Source organism: Falsiroseomonas sp. RANM36, assembly GCF_056682175.1.
The window spans coordinates 83,127-96,797 of record NZ_JBWXTD010000004.1 but is presented as its reverse complement, the minus strand read 5'-3'; the positions used below and the strand labels follow the sequence as shown (position 1 = coordinate 96,797).

Here is a 13,671-nt window from a genome sequence, read left to right as displayed (position 1 = left end):
GCGGGGGGCTGCCCCCCCGCCTGCCCGGAGCGGGCCCGCGCCTTCCCCCGCGGGGGTCGCTCGCCGGCCCGGGAACGTCCTGCCCGGGTCGGCGACATCTTCGGGTCACGCTGGCGGAATGCGCCGCGTGAAGCCCGCCCCCGGCCACTGGCCGGCACTTGTTCTCCTCGTGTAGTCCTGATGGATTCGTTGCTTGAGCGCAGTGGCGTCAAGCGAGTCCGTTGCGCGCGATTCAGCCCTGCTCGCCCGCCGGCGGCGGATCGGCCATGCGAACCACGCTCTCGGGCAGCAGGATCGTGACCGATGTCCCTTCGCCCGGCGCGCTGACGATGCGCAACGTGCCGCCATGCGCCTCGACCAGGCCCTTGGCGATCGGCAGGCCAAGCCCGGTGCCGGGGAAGCTGCGCGCATGCCCGCCGTCGATCTGCTGGAAGGGCTCGAGGGCGCGCGGGATGTCCTCCGCGCGCATGCCGACGCCGGTGTCGCGCACCTGCAGCTCCGCCGTGCCGTCGGGGCGCTGGCGCGCCGAGACGATGACGCTGCCGCCCGCGCCGGTGAACTTCACCGCGTTGCTGACGAGGTTGTTCAGCACCTGGCGGAAGCGCAGCTGGTCCACCTTGATCTCGAGCCCCGGCTCGGTGCGCTTCACTTCCAGCCGCACGTCGTTCTGGATGGCCAGCGCCGCGAGCTCGCGGACCGAGGCGCCGAGCAGCGTCTCCGCGCGGCACCACACCAGGCTGAGCTGCGGCGCCACCTTGGCGATGCTGGAATAGTCGAGGATGTCGTTGATCAGCTCCAGCAGCAGCCGGCCGGATTCGTTGATCTGCTGCGCGTATTCGGACTGCTGGTGCTCCGTCAGGCGATAGGTCGAGCCCGGCAGCATCATGTCCGAGAAGCCGATGATGGCGTTCAGCGGCGTGCGCAGCTCGTGGCTGAGGGTGGCGATGAAGCGGGCGCGCAGCGCGCTGGCTTCCTCCGCCGTGGCCTTCGCGATGCGCAGCTCGATCTCCGCCTGCTTGCGCGCCAGCACGTCGATATAGACCGACAGCGCGCCCTCCACGAGCTCCTGGTCGCCGGTCTCGAAGGGGCGGCTGACATTGGCTTCCGAATGGTTGCCGAGGATCAGCGCATGGCCGGAGGCGCGGTCATACGCCCAGAGCACATAGGGCATCCGCAGGATGCCGGTGAGCTCGTAGGCGGGGGATTCGATCACGCTGCGCGCCGTGGTCAGGAAGAAGGGCGGCGCGGCCGGCACATTGGCGAATTCCGCCGGGGCGTCGGAGCCGAAGCCGATCGCATGCGTGACGCGGAACAGGTCCGGCGCGGTGGGGGAGGGCTCGCGCCGGACGAAGGCGGCGCGGTCGCAGAGCGTGTTCTCGACGATCACCTCGAGCATCGAGCCGCCGAGCTCCTCCGGTGTCGCGCAGAGGTCGGAGAGGCGGTGCGCCTCGCGGATCAGCTTGGCGACGGTGCGGCTGCGCCGGGATTCGCGGAAGGCCTGGCTCTGTTCCTCCTGCAGGCGCAGCAGGCGCGCGCCCAGGTCGTTGCACTCGCGCCGGTAGTACGCCAGCTCGCGTTCGAGCTTCGCGATGTCGAGGGCGCGGAGTTCCGTCACCGGCGTCTCCGCAGCACGGTGAGCACGCCGGTCCAGTCGAGCGGGCGGCTGTGCTCCCCGTCGAAGGGCGCGACCTCCACGCCGGAATAGAAGCCGAGCAGCGGCACTTCGGCGTCGAGGCCGCGCACCACCAGCTCCGCCTCCTCGATCGAGGAGCCGCTGCGCGCGCTCGCCCGTCCGGCGCAGTCGATGTAGAGGCCGAGCAGGTTGTCGCCGCTGCTCACGGTGCGGTTCATGGCCTCGACGCCGCGCCGGACGGAATCCAGCATCAGGCCGTTGTCGCGGCTCATGATCTGCACGAGCGCGCCTTCCTCGAAGTCCGGCTCGAACAGGGTGATCGAGCCCTTGGCCGCGTCGGCGCTGAGGATCAGCCGGTTGACGTAGGATTTCTCGTCATAGGGCGCGTAGGGGTCGCCCTGTTTCTGGCCGAGCGTCGCCACGAGCGACAGCTCCTGCCCGCGGCCGCTGCCGATCGGCAGGCCCAGCATGCGCTCGATCACCTTCAGCGCCGGCTCGCCGTCCAGCTCGTAGACGGTGGCGCCGTCTATGCGGGTGATCTCCATGAAGGCGCTGACCGGCCGGCAGCCATGCAGGATCACCGTCTCGGCCGACACCTCGGGCGGGAAGACCAGGGCGACGGTGGCGTGCTTGCTGACGCCCTCGCCGTCGAACACCCAGGCACCCGACATGTTCATGTCGGTGAGCAGGCCGCCGCCGAGCAGGTTCACCGGGGCGTTCCCGACGGCCTCGTTGAAGCCCGCGACGATGGAGCTGGCGTAGTGCAGCTTCGGCGGCTGCGTGCTGGCGACGCTGTCGAACAGCAGCAGCACCACCTGGTCCTGCCGCACCACGCTGCGCACCTGCGCGCCGATATCCGCCCCGGCCTTGCGCTCATCCACCTCGAGGCCGCGGCTGACCAGGAACTGCGGCGCGGTGGCCGGGTCGTCGAAGGCGACCAGCCCGAGCTCGAAGCCGCTGTAGCCGTAGCCGCTGCGCGAGATGGCGCCGGCCGCGGAGCCGCCGACGACGGGAACCGGGCCGAGCACCTCGGCCAGCGCCGCACGCACCGCGAAGGGGTCGAGCTTGCCGCCGGAGAAGGCCATGAGCAGCCGCGGGCTGTCCGCGGCGCTGCCGAGCGCCGCCACGGCCTGCCTGACGGCCGCCATGGGATCCGGGCTCCTGCCATAGCCAACTCGCATCCGCGCCTCCAGCCGTCGACGCCACGGCAAACGCATGGGTGCGCCGGTCGTATTCTGGCCGCCCGCGTACGCCGATCAAGGTAGACTTATCCTTATGACGAATCAGTGGGTGATGCGTCAACTATTGCGTGCAAATTTGTATCTAAACGCGAGACATGCTCGGCCAGGGGTTGCGCTTAAGGCATATTGTCGGGTTTTTGGCGCATGTCGCCCGGCAGTGCACAGCGCCGCGCCGCGCCGCTGCCGGCGACGCCAGGCGGGACGGGCGCTCTGCCCCCGCGAACCGGCGCAAGCCGCTCAGCAACGCAGCACGACATTGCCGGTGGCCTCGCCGCGCCCCAGCAGCTCATGCGCCTCGGCGATGCGCTCCAGCGGCAGCACCGTGCCCACCGCATGCTGCAGGCGCCCCTCCTCCAGCCAGCGCCCGAGCTGCGCCAACCCCTGCGCGCGCGCTTCGGCCGACAGTTCATAGACGATGAAGAAGCGGATCGCGGCGCCCGAGAGGATCATCGGCCCGAAGGGCAGCGACATCTCGGCCTTCCCCGAGCCGTAGCAGACGCAGAAGCCGTCGCGCGCCACCACCTGCTGCAGCAGTGCGGCATTGGCCGCGAGGTCCACCTCCACCACCCGGTCCACGCCGCGCCCGCCCGTGGCCTCCGCGACGCGGGCGGCCACGTCCTCCGTGCGGTAATTCACCACCAGGTCGGCGCCGGCCTGGCGCGCCAGGGCCGCCTTCGCGTCCGAGCTGACGGTGGCGATGAGCTGCGTGGCGCCCAGAAGCTTCGCCATCTGGATGGCGTAGTGCCCGACCGCGCCGGCGCCGCCCGCGACCAGCACGCTCTGGCCGGCGACGCCGCCATCGGTCTGCACCGCGCGCCAGGCGGTCAGGGCGGGGATGCCGAGGCAGGCGCCGGCCTCGAAGCTCGTGCCGTCCGGCAGGCGCACGGCCTGCGCGGCGGTCAGGGCGATGTATTCGGCGGCGGTGCCGAAGGCGCGCTTCCACTGGCCGTTCCAGATCCAGACCCGCTCGCCGATGCGCGCCGCATCCACGCCCGCGCCCACCGCCGCGACGGTCCCGGCGCCGTCGCTGTGCGGGATGACGCGCGGCCCGGCCATCGGCCGGCTGCCGGCGCGGGTTTTCCAGTCGGAGGGATTGACGCCCGAGGTGGCGAGGCGGACGAGCACCTCGCCCGGGCCGGGGGTGGGGGTCGGCATCTCGCCCACCACCAGCACCTCCCGCGCCGGTCCGTTCCGCTCGTACCAGGCTGCGCGCATCGCTTCGATCCTTCCCTTCGGCGCGTCTTTTGCCGCCGGGCGACGACGCGGCCAAGGGTGGCGCCATTGTCTGGCGCGCATGCGTGATCCAGTAAACATGATTCTAGAGCAGCTTATGCCCGTTCGACGGAACCGCGCAGCGGTTCCACGCGAACGGGCGCTGCTCTAGGCTGGGTTCGACGGCACCCATGGGGCGGGCGATGGACGACACCGGCAAGGACGCGGCGGTTGCGGCGGCGCTGCGCGCGGCGGGCTACGCGCTGCCGCCGCCGATCCTCGCCGATGTGGCGCGCGGCCACCCTCTGCTCGTCGCGATGCTCGCCCGCATCGCGCCCCCGCAGCCCGAGCAGGAGCCGGCCACCACCTTCCGCCCGGACGCCGCGCGGTGATCCCGGCCAGCATCGCCGAGGCGGCGGCGGCCTTCCGCGCGCGGACGCTCTCGCCGGTCGAATTGGCGCGCGCCTGCCTCGATCGCATCGCGCGGCTGGATCGCAGGCTGCACGCCTTCGTCGCCGTCACCGAGGCGCGCGCGATGGACGACGCCCGCGCCGCCGAGCAGCGCCTGATGCGCGGCGCGGCGCGCGGCCCGCTCGACGGCATCCCCTTCGCCCACAAGGACATCGTGGACACCGCGGGCATCGAAACGACCTGCTGCTCGCGCATCCGCGCCGGGCATGTGCCGCGGCGCGACGCGCATGCGGCGAAGCGCCTGGCCGATGCGGGCACCGTGCTGCTCGGCAAGCTGACCACGCATGAATTCGCGCTCGGCGGCCCGTCCTTCGACCTGCCGACGCCGCCGGCGCGCAACCCCTGGGACACGGCGCGCTTCACCGGCGGGTCGAGCAGCGGCTCGGGCGCGGCGCTCGCCGCCGGGATGGTGCTGGGCGCCACCGGCTCCGACACGCTCGGCTCGATCCGCTCGCCCTCCGTGCTCTGCGGCACCACCGGCCTCAAGCCGAGCTACGGCCTGGTGGGGCGCAGCGGCGTCTTTCCCCTGGCGCAGTCGCTCGACCATGTCGGCCCGATGGCGCGCAGCGCGGAGGATTGCGCCCTGCTGCTGGAGGCGATGGCCGGCCCCGACCCGGACGACCCGGCTTCCGCCGGGCGCGAGGCGAAGGGGATCGTGGCGCAACTCGGCGAGGGCGTACGGGGGCTGCGCATCGGCGTCATCCGGCATTTCCACGAGAGCGACAATCGCGGCACGCCGGCGGCGCTGGTCAATCTGGAGGCGGCGCTCGATGTGTTCCGCGGGCTCGGCGCGACCGTCTCCGACGTCACGCTGTCGCCGCTCGCCGAGTGGCACGCGGCCGCGGCGACCATCATGCTGGCCGAGGCGCATGCCGTCCACGGCGCCTGGCTGCGCCAGCGCTTCGCCGATTATGGCGGCATCTTCCGCGAGCGCGTGCTGCTCGGCGCGCTGATCGGCAGCGAGCACTATCTGAACGCGCAGCGCCGGCGCCGCGCCCTGGCGGAGGAGATGGCGCGCGCCTTCGCGCGGCACGACGTGCTCGTCACCCTCGCGCAGCCTGGCGAGGCGCCGCAGATCGATGCCGTCTCGCGCTGGGGCGTGCTGGAACTCGGCTCCTTCGCGGCGCCCTTCAACCTGACCGGAGGCCCTTCCGTCGCCTTCGGCACCGGGTTCGGCGAAGGCGGGATGCCGACGGGCATGCAGATCGCGGGCGCGCCCTTCGCCGACGCCACCGTGCTGCGCGCGGCGCATGCGTATCAGCAGGCGACGGACTGGCACAAACGGACGCCGGAGCTGTAGCGGGGCGCCGCCCGCCCCGCCGGAGCCCAAAGCGGCTACTGCCGCTCGATATTGGCGCGCTCGACCATGGCGGACCAGCGGGCGATGTCGGAATGGACCATCGCCTTCACCGCCGCGGGTGCGGCCAGCGAGCGCGGCGTCAGGCCGAGCGCCAGCAGCTTCTCGCGCACCTCCGGGTTGGTGGTGGCCTTGCGCGTCACCTCGTCGATGCGCGCGATGACCGCCGCCGGCAGGCCGGAGGGACCGGCGACAGCGTACCAGGTCTGGATGTCGAAATCCGGCTGGCGCAGCAGCTCGCCCACCGTCGGCACATCCGGCAGCAGCGCGGAGCGCTCGCGCGACGTCACCGCCAGCGCCCGCGCGCCGCCATCGCGGATCTGGCCGATCACCGAGGAGATGGGCTCCACCACCGCCTGCACCTCGGCGTTGCGCAACCCGACCAGCGCCGCCGGCGTGCCGCGATAGGGCACATGGGTCAGCTTGAAGTTCGCCGCGGCCTGCGTCGCTTCCGCCACCAGATGCTGCGTGCTGCCGACGCCGACCGTCGCGACGTTGAGCTTCTCGGGCTCGGCCTGCGCGCGCCGGACCAGGTCGGCGAAATCGGCGATCGCGCCAGGCGCGCCCGCGGGCCCGGCCAGCCACACCAGCCCCACCGAGCAGACCAGCGAGATCGGGTCCACATCCGCCATCGGATCGTAGGGCAGGCGGCGGTACAGCGCGGCGGAAACCGCGAAGCCGTTGTTGATCAGCATCAGCGTGTGGCCGTCCTTCGGGGCGCGGGCCAGCGCCTCGGCGGCCAGCGTGCCGCCGGCGCCCGGGCGGTTCTCCACCACCATCGGCTGGCCGAATTCGGCGGCCATGGGCGGGGCGATCAGCCTTGCGATGATGTCGGTCGCCCCGCCGGCGCCGAAGCCCTGCAGGAAGCGGATCGGGCGGTCGGGCCAGGCCCGCGCGGCGGTCTGCGCCGCAGCGGGGCCGGCCGCCGCGACGAGAGCGGCGCCGAGCAGATGGCGACGGCGCGGCGCGAAATCGGATGTCATGCGATCGTTCCTCCCTGCCGTCACTTGGCACGAGGGCATGCGGCGCGGCAAGCCGGGCTCGCTTGACCCTGCACGGTCCGCGCTCTACGCCGCCGCGCAGACCGGGAGACGCCGCATGACGCCAGATGCCGACATGATCCAGCGCCAGCGCGTGGCGGAGCTGGTGCAGAACTGGGCGATCTGGCGCGACGCCGGCGACTGGGAGCGCTTCCGCGGCTGCTGGCACGAGGACGGCTTCATGATGGCCACCTGGTGCCAGGCGCCGGCTTCCGAGTTCATCAAGGCGAGCCAGGCCGGCTGGGCGAAGGGCGTCTCGATCCTGCATTTCCTCGGCGGCGTGTCGGTGGACGTCGCGGGCACGCGCGCGATCGCGCAGACCAAGATGACGATCAGCCAGCGCGCGGAGGTGCATGGCGTGCTGGTGGACGTGGTCTGCACCGGCCGCTTCTACGATTTCGTCGAGGAACGGGCGGGCCGCTGGGGCATCGTGATGCGCCAGCCGATCTACGAGAAGGACCGGATGGATCCGGTGGACCCCGCCGCGCGCCTCGAGCTCGACAAGGATCTGCTGGCGCGCTTCCCCGAAGGCTATCGCCACCTCGCCTATCTCCAGACCGGGATCGGCTACGAGGTGAAGCGCGACATGCCGGGGCTGAAGGGCGAGCGCGTCGAGGCGCTGTATCGCGCCGGCGCCGGCTGGCTCGGCGGCGCAACGCTGGCCTGGCCGGCCTGACGAGGGAGAGTGCGATGAGCGTGGTGAAGGTACTCGGCATCTCCGGCAGCCTGCGCCGGTCGTCCTTCAACAGCGCGGCGCTGCGTGCCGCGGTGGAGCTGGCGCCGGAGGGGATGGAGATCGCGATCTATGACGGCCTGCGCGAGATCCCGCCCTATGACGACGACATCCGCACCGCGGGCTACCCGCCGCATGTCGCGGCCTTCCGCGGGCTCATCAAGCAGGCCGACGCGCTGCTGATCGCGAGCCCGGAATACAACTTCTCGATCAGCGGCGTGCTGAAGAACGCGATCGACTGGGCCTCCCGCGTGCCGGACCAGCCTTTCGACGGCAAGCCGGTCGCGATCATGGGCGCGGCGACCGGCGCCTATGGCACCGCGCGCTCGCAGTACGAGCTGCGCAAGGTGCTCGCCAGCCTCAACGCGCAGCTGCTGAACAAGCCGGAGATCCTGATAGCGCAGGCGGCGGGCAAGTTCGATGCGCAAGGCCGGCTGACCGACGAGACGGCCCGCGGCCTGATCGCGCAGCAGCTCGCCGCGCTGCGCGCCTGGACCATCCGGCTGCGCGGCTGACCATGCCGCGCCGGATCGTCGATCTCTCGGTGGCGCTGCAGGCGGGCATCGCCTCCGACCCGCCGGGCCACACGCCGGAGATCACCTATATCGATCACCGGCAGAGCGCGCCGGAGGTGGCGCGCTTCTTCCCCGGCCTCACGGTCGAGGACCTGCCGGGCGGCGAGGGCTGGGCGATCGAGCGGCTGAACCTCACCACCCATACCGGCACGCATCTGGATGCGCCGTATCATTTCCACTCCACGATGGATGGCGGCAAGCGCGCCTGGACGATCGACGAGGTGCCGCTGGAATGGTGCCTCGGCCGCGGCGTGAAGCTCGATTTCCGCGCGATGGAGGACGGCCATGTGGTGACCGCGGCGGAGGTCGAGGCCGAGCTCGCGCGCATCGGCGTGACCCTGCAGCCCTTCGACATCGTGCTGGTGAACACCGCCGCCGGCACGCGGTACGGCCGGCCGGATTATCTCGCGCGCGGCTGCGGCATGGGGCGCGAGGCGACGCTCTATCTGACCGAGCGCGGCGTGAAGGTGTGCGGCACCGATGCCTGGTCCTGGGACGCGCCCTTCCTGCACACCGCGCGGCGCTATGCCGAGACGGGCGACGCCTCCCTGATCTGGGAAGGGCATCGCGCCGGCATGGTGCGCGCCTATTGCCACATCGAGAAGCTCGCGAATCTCGAGGAGCTGCCGTCCACCGGCTTCCAGGTCGCCTGCTTCCCCTTCAAGATCAAGGCGGCCTCGGCCGGCTTCTGCCGGGCCGTTGCGATCTTCGAGGACTAGCCGGGCGCCGCCCCCGCCCACGCATTCCCGAGCAGCCGCCGGATCGCGCCGCGCTCGATCGGCACCGGGTTGGGGTAGGAATCGCGCGCCGCGATCTCCGCCGCGCGGTCGAGGTCGCCTTCCTTGAGCCCGAGCGCGCGCAGCGCGAGCGGCGCGTCGATCCGCCTCGCCAGGTCGTGCAGGCCGCCGGCGGCATCCGCCGTGCCGAGCGCGCGCGCGACCCGCGCCATCGCCTGTGGCGCGCCGGCCGTGTTGTACGCCGTGGCGTGCGGCAGCACGATCGCATGCGTCTCGGCATGCGGCAGGCCGAAGCTGCCGCCGAGGACGTGGCAGAGCTTGTGGTGCAGCCCCATCGCGACCGCGCCGAGCGCCGCGCCGCAGAGCCAGGCGCCGTAGAGCGCGTCGGACCGGGCCTCGGCATCGGCCGGCGAGGTCACCACCCGCGGCAGGCCGCGCGCCAGCGCGCCGATCGCCTCCTCCGCCATCAGGGAGACCACCGGGTTGCCGTCCGGCGCATAGAGCGCCTCCACGGCGTGGGCGATCGCATTGAGGCCGGAGGTGGCCGAAAGCGCGGGCGGCAGGCTCAGCGTCAGGTCCACGTCGTAGATCACCACCGCCGGCAGCACCTTGGGCGTGCGCTGCGTGCGCTTCTCCCCGCCCGTGGTCTCGCCGAGGATGGTGGTCATCTCGCTGCCGGCGTAGGTGGTCGGCACCGCGACCTGCGGCAGGCCGGCGCGCAGCGCGATCGCCTTGCCGAGCCCGATCGTGGAGCCGCCGCCGACCGCCACGGTGCCGTCCGCGCGGAGTGCGCGGACGCATTCCATCGCGCGCTCCGTCACCTCCACCGGCGTGTGCATCGCGGCTTCGGCGAAGACGCCGGCAGCGCGCCCGCCGAGCGTCCCGGCCAGCGCCTGCGCGGCTTCCTCCTGCTGCGGCGTCGCCAGCACCAGCACGCGCCCGAGGCCGAGCCGGTCGAGCTCCTCCGGCAGCTTCGCCAGCGTGCCGCGCCCGAACACCACGCGCGCGGGCAGTCCGGTATAGGTGAAGGCGTGCATCGCTCAGAGCTCCAGCATCTCGCGCGGCAGGCCGCCGCCGGCGAGCGTCTCGGCGCCCTCGGCGGTGATCAGCAGCATGTCCTCCAGGATGAAGCCGCCGATGCCGTCTATGTACCACGGCGCCTCGAAGGCCATGACCATGCCGGGCTCCAGCACCGCATCGGCGTCGGCCGCGGTGTAGGGCCATTCCTCGGACCAGATCGAGGCGCCGAGGCCGTGGCCGAAATGGCCGCGCGCATAGGACGGGAAGCCTGCCTCATGCACCGCGCGCAGGCAGGCGGCGTGGATGTCGCGCAGCGCGGCGCCGGGGCGGAACAGCGGGCGCCCGGCCTCGAAGGCGGCGCGCAGCGCGGCGTACACCTGCCGCGCATGTGCCGGCGCGGGGCCGAGCGTGTAGCTGCGCGCGAGATCCGCCGTGTAGCCGCCGACCACCGCGCCGACATCCACCTTCACCACGTCGCCGCGCGCCAGCCCGCCGGGGCTCGACCAGGGCGCGGCGCCGAAGCCGACATATTCCCAGGCGGTGACGCTCGCCCTGGTGCCGCGGCGGGCGGCCTCCGCCTGCACCAGCTCGAGGAAGGCGCGGCCCATCTCCGCGCGGGTCGCCCCGGCGCGGATCAGCGGGACGAAGGCGGCGAGCACCGCTTCGGTGATCGCGCCGGCCTCGCGCAGCAGGGCGATCTCGGCCGCTGACTTCCGGGCGCGCAGCCGGTCCACCAGCGCCGTCGCGTCGCCGACCACGGCCGGCGCCGCCGCATCGAGCAGGGCGGGATGGTCGGCGGCCGGCACGGCCGAGAGCTCCGCGCCGATGCGCGCCCCGGCAAGCCCCATCTCGGCAAGCAGGTGCCGCAGCAGGCCGAGCGCGGCGCCGCGGTCGAAGGTGCCGGGGCGCGCGAAGCCGGGCGGGCGGTCCGCGGTGGCGGCGGCGATCAGCGCGGCCGCATCGGCGTCGGAGGGCAGCAGCCGGCGCACCGAGATCGCCTCCGGCCAGATGGCGTGGACGCGCAGCGGGTCGCATCCCGCCGCCGCGGCGCCCGCGGCGAAGAGGTCGGTCACCACGGCGCCCACCGGCCGCGCGGGATCGGCCGGGATCACCGCCATCGCCGGGCCGAGGCGCCGCCAGCCCATCGCCACGCCGGGCTCGGCGCCGGTGGCCCAGCGGAAGGTCTCGGGTGCCGCGACCAGCAGCGCGTCGAACCCGGCGGCCTCGATCAGCCGCGCGGCGAGGGCGCGGTCCACATGTCCTGGCATGGCGGCATGGCAGGCGGCCGGGCGCGCGTTGTCAACGCCGGCCGGGCGCAGCATGATCCCGCCACGCACGAACCCCGGGAGACAAGACATGCGGCGTGGCATCCTGGCCGCCCTTGCGGCAACCCTGATCGGCCTCGGCACCGCCGCGGCGCAGACGACCGAGTGGCGCTTCCACAACAGCTATGCGCCGACCCGCGTGGAGAGCCAGCATGTGCGCGATCTCGCCGCCGACGTGCGCGCCCGCAGCAACGGGCGGATGGTGCTGAACGTCTTCGAAGGCAACGCGATGAACCTGCGCGACGCCGATGCGCTGCGCTACATGCAGACCGGCACGCCGGAGATGGGCTTCATCTGGTCGCCCTTCCTCGGCCGCGACGACGCGGCGATGTCCTCCATCCTCGTCTTCGGCCTGATCCGCAACGCCGACGAACTCAACCGCGTGATGCCGGCACTGCGCGAGAGCCTGACCGAAGGCCTGCGCCGCTGGAACATCGAGACGGTGGGCTTCATGCAGCTCGGCCTGCTCGACGCCTCCATCTTCTGCCGCAGCCCGGTGCGCAACCTGGACGAGCTGCGCCGGGTGAAGCTGCGCGTCGGCTCGCGCGAGCAGGTGGAGACCTTCCGCGCGCTCGGCGTCGCCGCGCAGATCGTGCCGCAGCAGGAACTCTACACCGCGATGCAGACCGGCGTGGTGGATTGCGCGCTCTATCCGCCGCGCATCGTCCACACGATCAGCCTGCAGGAGGTGGCGAAGCACGCCGTCTCCACCGGCTTCGCCTTCCCGCCCACCCCCTATGCGATCATGGCGAACCAGGCGCGCTGGCGCGCGCTGTCGGCGGAGAACCGGCAGGTGCTGACGGATGCGGTCGGCGCGTTGGAGACCCGCAGCGCCCGCTTCGCGCAGGACGCCGCCGACGACGAGGCGGCGCGGGAGCGGCTGCGCGGCCAGGGCGTCACCTTCTACGGCATCTTCTCCGAAGCCGACCAGATGGCGCTGCGCACCGCCGCCATCGCCACCTGGGAGACCCTGATGCGCGAGGCCGGCGGGCAGGGCCCGGCCTGGAAGGCGCGGATCGAACGGGCGCTGACGACGCGGTGAGGGCCGCCGACCGGGCGATCCTGCTGTTCTCGCGCGGGCTGCTGGCGCTCTCCGCCGCTGCCTGCGCGGGCATCCTCGGCCTGGTGCTGGCGGCGGTGGTGATGCGCTACGCCCTCGCCGCGCCCTTCCGCTTCACCGAGGAACTGTCGGGTCTGCTGCTCTCCGCGATGGCATTCCTCGCCTTGCCCTTCGCCATGGCGGGCAACGCGAACATCCGCGTGACGCTGCTGGCGGAACGCCTGGCGCCGCTGCCGCGGCGGATCCTGTGGGTGGTCGGCCAACTCATCATGGTGGCGTTCTGCGCGATCTTCGCCTGGGAGGCCTGGGGCATCGCCGAGTTCACGCTGCGCCTCGGCCTCAGCAGCGAGCAGGCGCGGCTGCCGCTCGCGCCCTGGACGCTGCTGATGCCGGCCTGCCTCGCCATCACCGGCTTCATCGCCGCCTGGGCCGCGCTGCGCCCGCCGCCAGAGGACGGGCCGCAGCCGCTGTGAACGGCATCGCGATCTTCGGCCTGCTGGGCGCCACGGTGCTTTCGGGCGCGGTGCTCGGCGCCGCGCTCGGGCTCACGGGCTTCATCCTGCTGCATTTCGCGGTCGGCGGCGCCACGCGGCTCGGCGTGCAGACGGTGTGGAACGTGCTCAACGAGTTCACGCTCACCGCCGTGCCGCTCTTCATCCTGCTGGGCGAGGTGCTGGTCGCGTCCGGCCTGGCGCGCGGCGTCTATCGCGGGCTGGCGCCCTTCTTCGCGCGGCTGCCGGGGGGGCTGCTGCACACCAACATCGCCGTCTGCACGGTGTTCGGCGCGGTCTCCGGCTCCTCCATGTCGGTGGCGGCGGCGGTGGGCTCGGTCGCCTATCCCGAGCTGAAGGGCCGGGGCTACCAGCCTGCCGCGGTGGTCGGCACGCTGGCGGGCGGCGGCACGCTCGGCCTGCTGATCCCGCCCTCCCTCTCGCTGCTGATCTACGGCGCGCTGACCGACACCTCGATCGGCCGGCTGTTCCTCGCCGGCGTGCTGCCCGGGCTGATGATGGCCGGGCTGTTCATGGCGATCATCCTCTGGATGGCGTGGCGCAACCCGGCCATCGCGCCCGAGGAGAAGTCGGTCGCGCTGCGCGCGGCGCTCCGCGGCCTGCCGGCGGTGCTGCCGCTGGTGCTGCTGATCGTCGCGGTGCTGGGCAGCCTGTTCGCCGGGCTCGCGGCGCCGCCCGCGGCGGCGGGCGTCGGCGCCGGGACATCGACACGCTGGGGCTGATGTTCACCTCCCCCAACGTCCTGGTAGTGCAAC

Annotated in this window: 14 protein-coding genes; 8 read left to right on the top strand and 6 right to left on the bottom strand. The window is 72.7% G+C overall.

Annotation, left to right across the window (positions count from 1 at the left end):
- Window positions 1-232 precede the first annotated feature (232 nt).
- The 3 genes from AC1MIR_RS14210 to AC1MIR_RS14200 form a co-directional block, all read right to left on the bottom strand.
- Complete coding sequence (locus AC1MIR_RS14210; protein WP_480028850.1) at window positions 233-1,615, bottom strand: sensor histidine kinase; 1,383 nt, start codon at window positions 1,613-1,615, stop codon at window positions 233-235.
- On the bottom strand, window positions 1,612-2,781 hold the full coding sequence (locus AC1MIR_RS14205) for an FIST signal transduction protein (protein ID WP_480028849.1): 1,170 nt from the start codon (window positions 2,779-2,781) through the stop codon (window positions 1,612-1,614). The genes AC1MIR_RS14210 and AC1MIR_RS14205 overlap by 4 nt, the downstream gene beginning before the upstream one ends.
- A gap of 330 nt (window positions 2,782-3,111) precedes the next feature.
- Window positions 3,112-4,089 (bottom strand): NADPH:quinone reductase, encoded by a 978-nt coding sequence (locus tag AC1MIR_RS14200; protein ID WP_480028848.1) that lies wholly within the window; start codon window positions 4,087-4,089, stop codon window positions 3,112-3,114.
- Window positions 4,090-4,289: 200 nt separating this feature from the next.
- On the opposite strand from AC1MIR_RS14200, the gene AC1MIR_RS14195 reads away from it, so the two are divergent.
- Entirely contained in the window at window positions 4,290-4,478 is a 189-nt protein-coding gene (locus AC1MIR_RS14195) for a hypothetical protein (RefSeq protein WP_480028847.1), read from the top strand.
- Window positions 4,475-5,857 carry an amidase gene (locus tag AC1MIR_RS14190; RefSeq protein WP_480028846.1) on the top strand — a complete coding sequence of 461 codons (1,383 nt, stop codon included), beginning with the start codon at window positions 4,475-4,477 and terminating at the stop codon, window positions 5,855-5,857. The genes AC1MIR_RS14195 and AC1MIR_RS14190 overlap by 4 nt, the downstream gene beginning before the upstream one ends.
- Before the next feature lie 35 nt (window positions 5,858-5,892).
- Here the strand turns inward: AC1MIR_RS14190 and AC1MIR_RS14185 are convergent, their stop codons facing one another.
- Window positions 5,893-6,897 (bottom strand): Bug family tripartite tricarboxylate transporter substrate binding protein, encoded by a 1,005-nt coding sequence (locus AC1MIR_RS14185; protein ID WP_480028845.1) that lies wholly within the window; start codon window positions 6,895-6,897, stop codon window positions 5,893-5,895.
- Window positions 6,898-7,012: 115 nt separating this feature from the next.
- Between AC1MIR_RS14185 and AC1MIR_RS14180 the strand changes: the two genes are divergently transcribed.
- From AC1MIR_RS14180 to AC1MIR_RS14170, 3 genes are read left to right on the top strand one after another with little or no spacing between them, the layout of a single operon-like run.
- Window positions 7,013-7,630 carry a nuclear transport factor 2 family protein gene (locus AC1MIR_RS14180; protein ID WP_480028844.1) on the top strand — a complete coding sequence of 206 codons (618 nt, stop codon included), beginning with the start codon at window positions 7,013-7,015 and terminating at the stop codon, window positions 7,628-7,630.
- A 14-nt stretch (window positions 7,631-7,644) separates the two neighbouring features.
- Complete coding sequence (locus AC1MIR_RS14175; RefSeq protein WP_480028843.1) at window positions 7,645-8,202, top strand: NADPH-dependent FMN reductase; 558 nt, start codon at window positions 7,645-7,647, stop codon at window positions 8,200-8,202.
- Window positions 8,203-8,204: 2 nt separating this feature from the next.
- Window positions 8,205-8,981, top strand: coding sequence for a cyclase family protein (locus AC1MIR_RS14170; RefSeq protein ID WP_480028842.1), 777 nt, complete (start codon window positions 8,205-8,207; stop codon window positions 8,979-8,981).
- Here the strand turns inward: AC1MIR_RS14170 and AC1MIR_RS14165 are convergent.
- Window positions 8,978-10,036 carry a maleylacetate reductase gene (locus AC1MIR_RS14165; RefSeq protein ID WP_480028841.1) on the bottom strand — a complete coding sequence of 353 codons (1,059 nt, stop codon included), beginning with the start codon at window positions 10,034-10,036 and terminating at the stop codon, window positions 8,978-8,980. The two genes, AC1MIR_RS14170 and AC1MIR_RS14165, sit on opposite strands and share 4 nt — an antisense overlap.
- 3 nt (window positions 10,037-10,039) lie before the next feature.
- Window positions 10,040-11,377: a M24 family metallopeptidase gene (locus AC1MIR_RS14160; RefSeq protein WP_480028840.1), complete on the bottom strand. Its 1,338-nt coding sequence runs from the start codon at window positions 11,375-11,377 to the stop codon at window positions 10,040-10,042.
- Here AC1MIR_RS14160 and AC1MIR_RS14155 point away from each other — a divergent pair.
- The 3 genes from AC1MIR_RS14155 to AC1MIR_RS14145 are packed head-to-tail and all read left to right on the top strand — an operon-like array spanning window position 11,376 to window position 13,638.
- Window positions 11,376-12,386, top strand: a complete 1,011-nt coding sequence (locus tag AC1MIR_RS14155) for a TRAP transporter substrate-binding protein (RefSeq protein WP_480028839.1) — start codon at window positions 11,376-11,378, stop codon at window positions 12,384-12,386. The two genes, AC1MIR_RS14160 and AC1MIR_RS14155, sit on opposite strands and share 2 nt — an antisense overlap.
- The gene (locus AC1MIR_RS14150) at window positions 12,383-12,877 is read left to right on the top strand and encodes a TRAP transporter small permease (RefSeq protein ID WP_480028838.1); all 495 of its coding nucleotides are present in this window, start codon (window positions 12,383-12,385) and stop codon (window positions 12,875-12,877) included. Before AC1MIR_RS14155 ends, AC1MIR_RS14150 begins: the two co-directional genes overlap by 4 nt.
- Entirely contained in the window at window positions 12,874-13,638 is a 765-nt protein-coding gene (locus tag AC1MIR_RS14145; RefSeq protein WP_480028837.1) for a TRAP transporter large permease subunit, read from the top strand. Before AC1MIR_RS14150 ends, AC1MIR_RS14145 begins: the two co-directional genes overlap by 4 nt.
- The last annotated feature ends 33 nt before the right edge of the window (window positions 13,639-13,671 follow it).

Excerpts from the sequence above, each read along its gene's own strand:
- AC1MIR_RS14155 (WP_480028839.1), top strand. The coding sequence starts at position 11,376 with ATGCGGCGTGGCATCCTGGCCGCCCTTGCGGCAACCCTGATCGGCCTC.
- AC1MIR_RS14200 (WP_480028848.1), bottom strand. The coding sequence starts at position 4,089 with ATGCGCGCAGCCTGGTACGAGCGGAACGGACCGGCGCGGGAGGTGCTG.
- AC1MIR_RS14160 (WP_480028840.1), bottom strand. The coding sequence starts at position 11,377 with ATGTCTTGTCTCCCGGGGTTCGTGCGTGGCGGGATCATGCTGCGCCCG.
- AC1MIR_RS14180 (WP_480028844.1), top strand. The coding sequence starts at position 7,013 with ATGACGCCAGATGCCGACATGATCCAGCGCCAGCGCGTGGCGGAGCTG.
- AC1MIR_RS14175 (WP_480028843.1), top strand. The coding sequence starts at position 7,645 with ATGAGCGTGGTGAAGGTACTCGGCATCTCCGGCAGCCTGCGCCGGTCG.
- AC1MIR_RS14185 (WP_480028845.1), bottom strand. The coding sequence starts at position 6,897 with ATGACATCCGATTTCGCGCCGCGCCGTCGCCATCTGCTCGGCGCCGCT.
- AC1MIR_RS14170 (WP_480028842.1), top strand. The coding sequence starts at position 8,205 with ATGCCGCGCCGGATCGTCGATCTCTCGGTGGCGCTGCAGGCGGGCATC.
- AC1MIR_RS14165 (WP_480028841.1), bottom strand. The coding sequence starts at position 10,036 with ATGCACGCCTTCACCTATACCGGACTGCCCGCGCGCGTGGTGTTCGGG.
- AC1MIR_RS14195 (WP_480028847.1), top strand. The coding sequence starts at position 4,290 with ATGGACGACACCGGCAAGGACGCGGCGGTTGCGGCGGCGCTGCGCGCG.
- AC1MIR_RS14205 (WP_480028849.1), bottom strand. The coding sequence starts at position 2,781 with ATGGCGGCCGTCAGGCAGGCCGTGGCGGCGCTCGGCAGCGCCGCGGAC.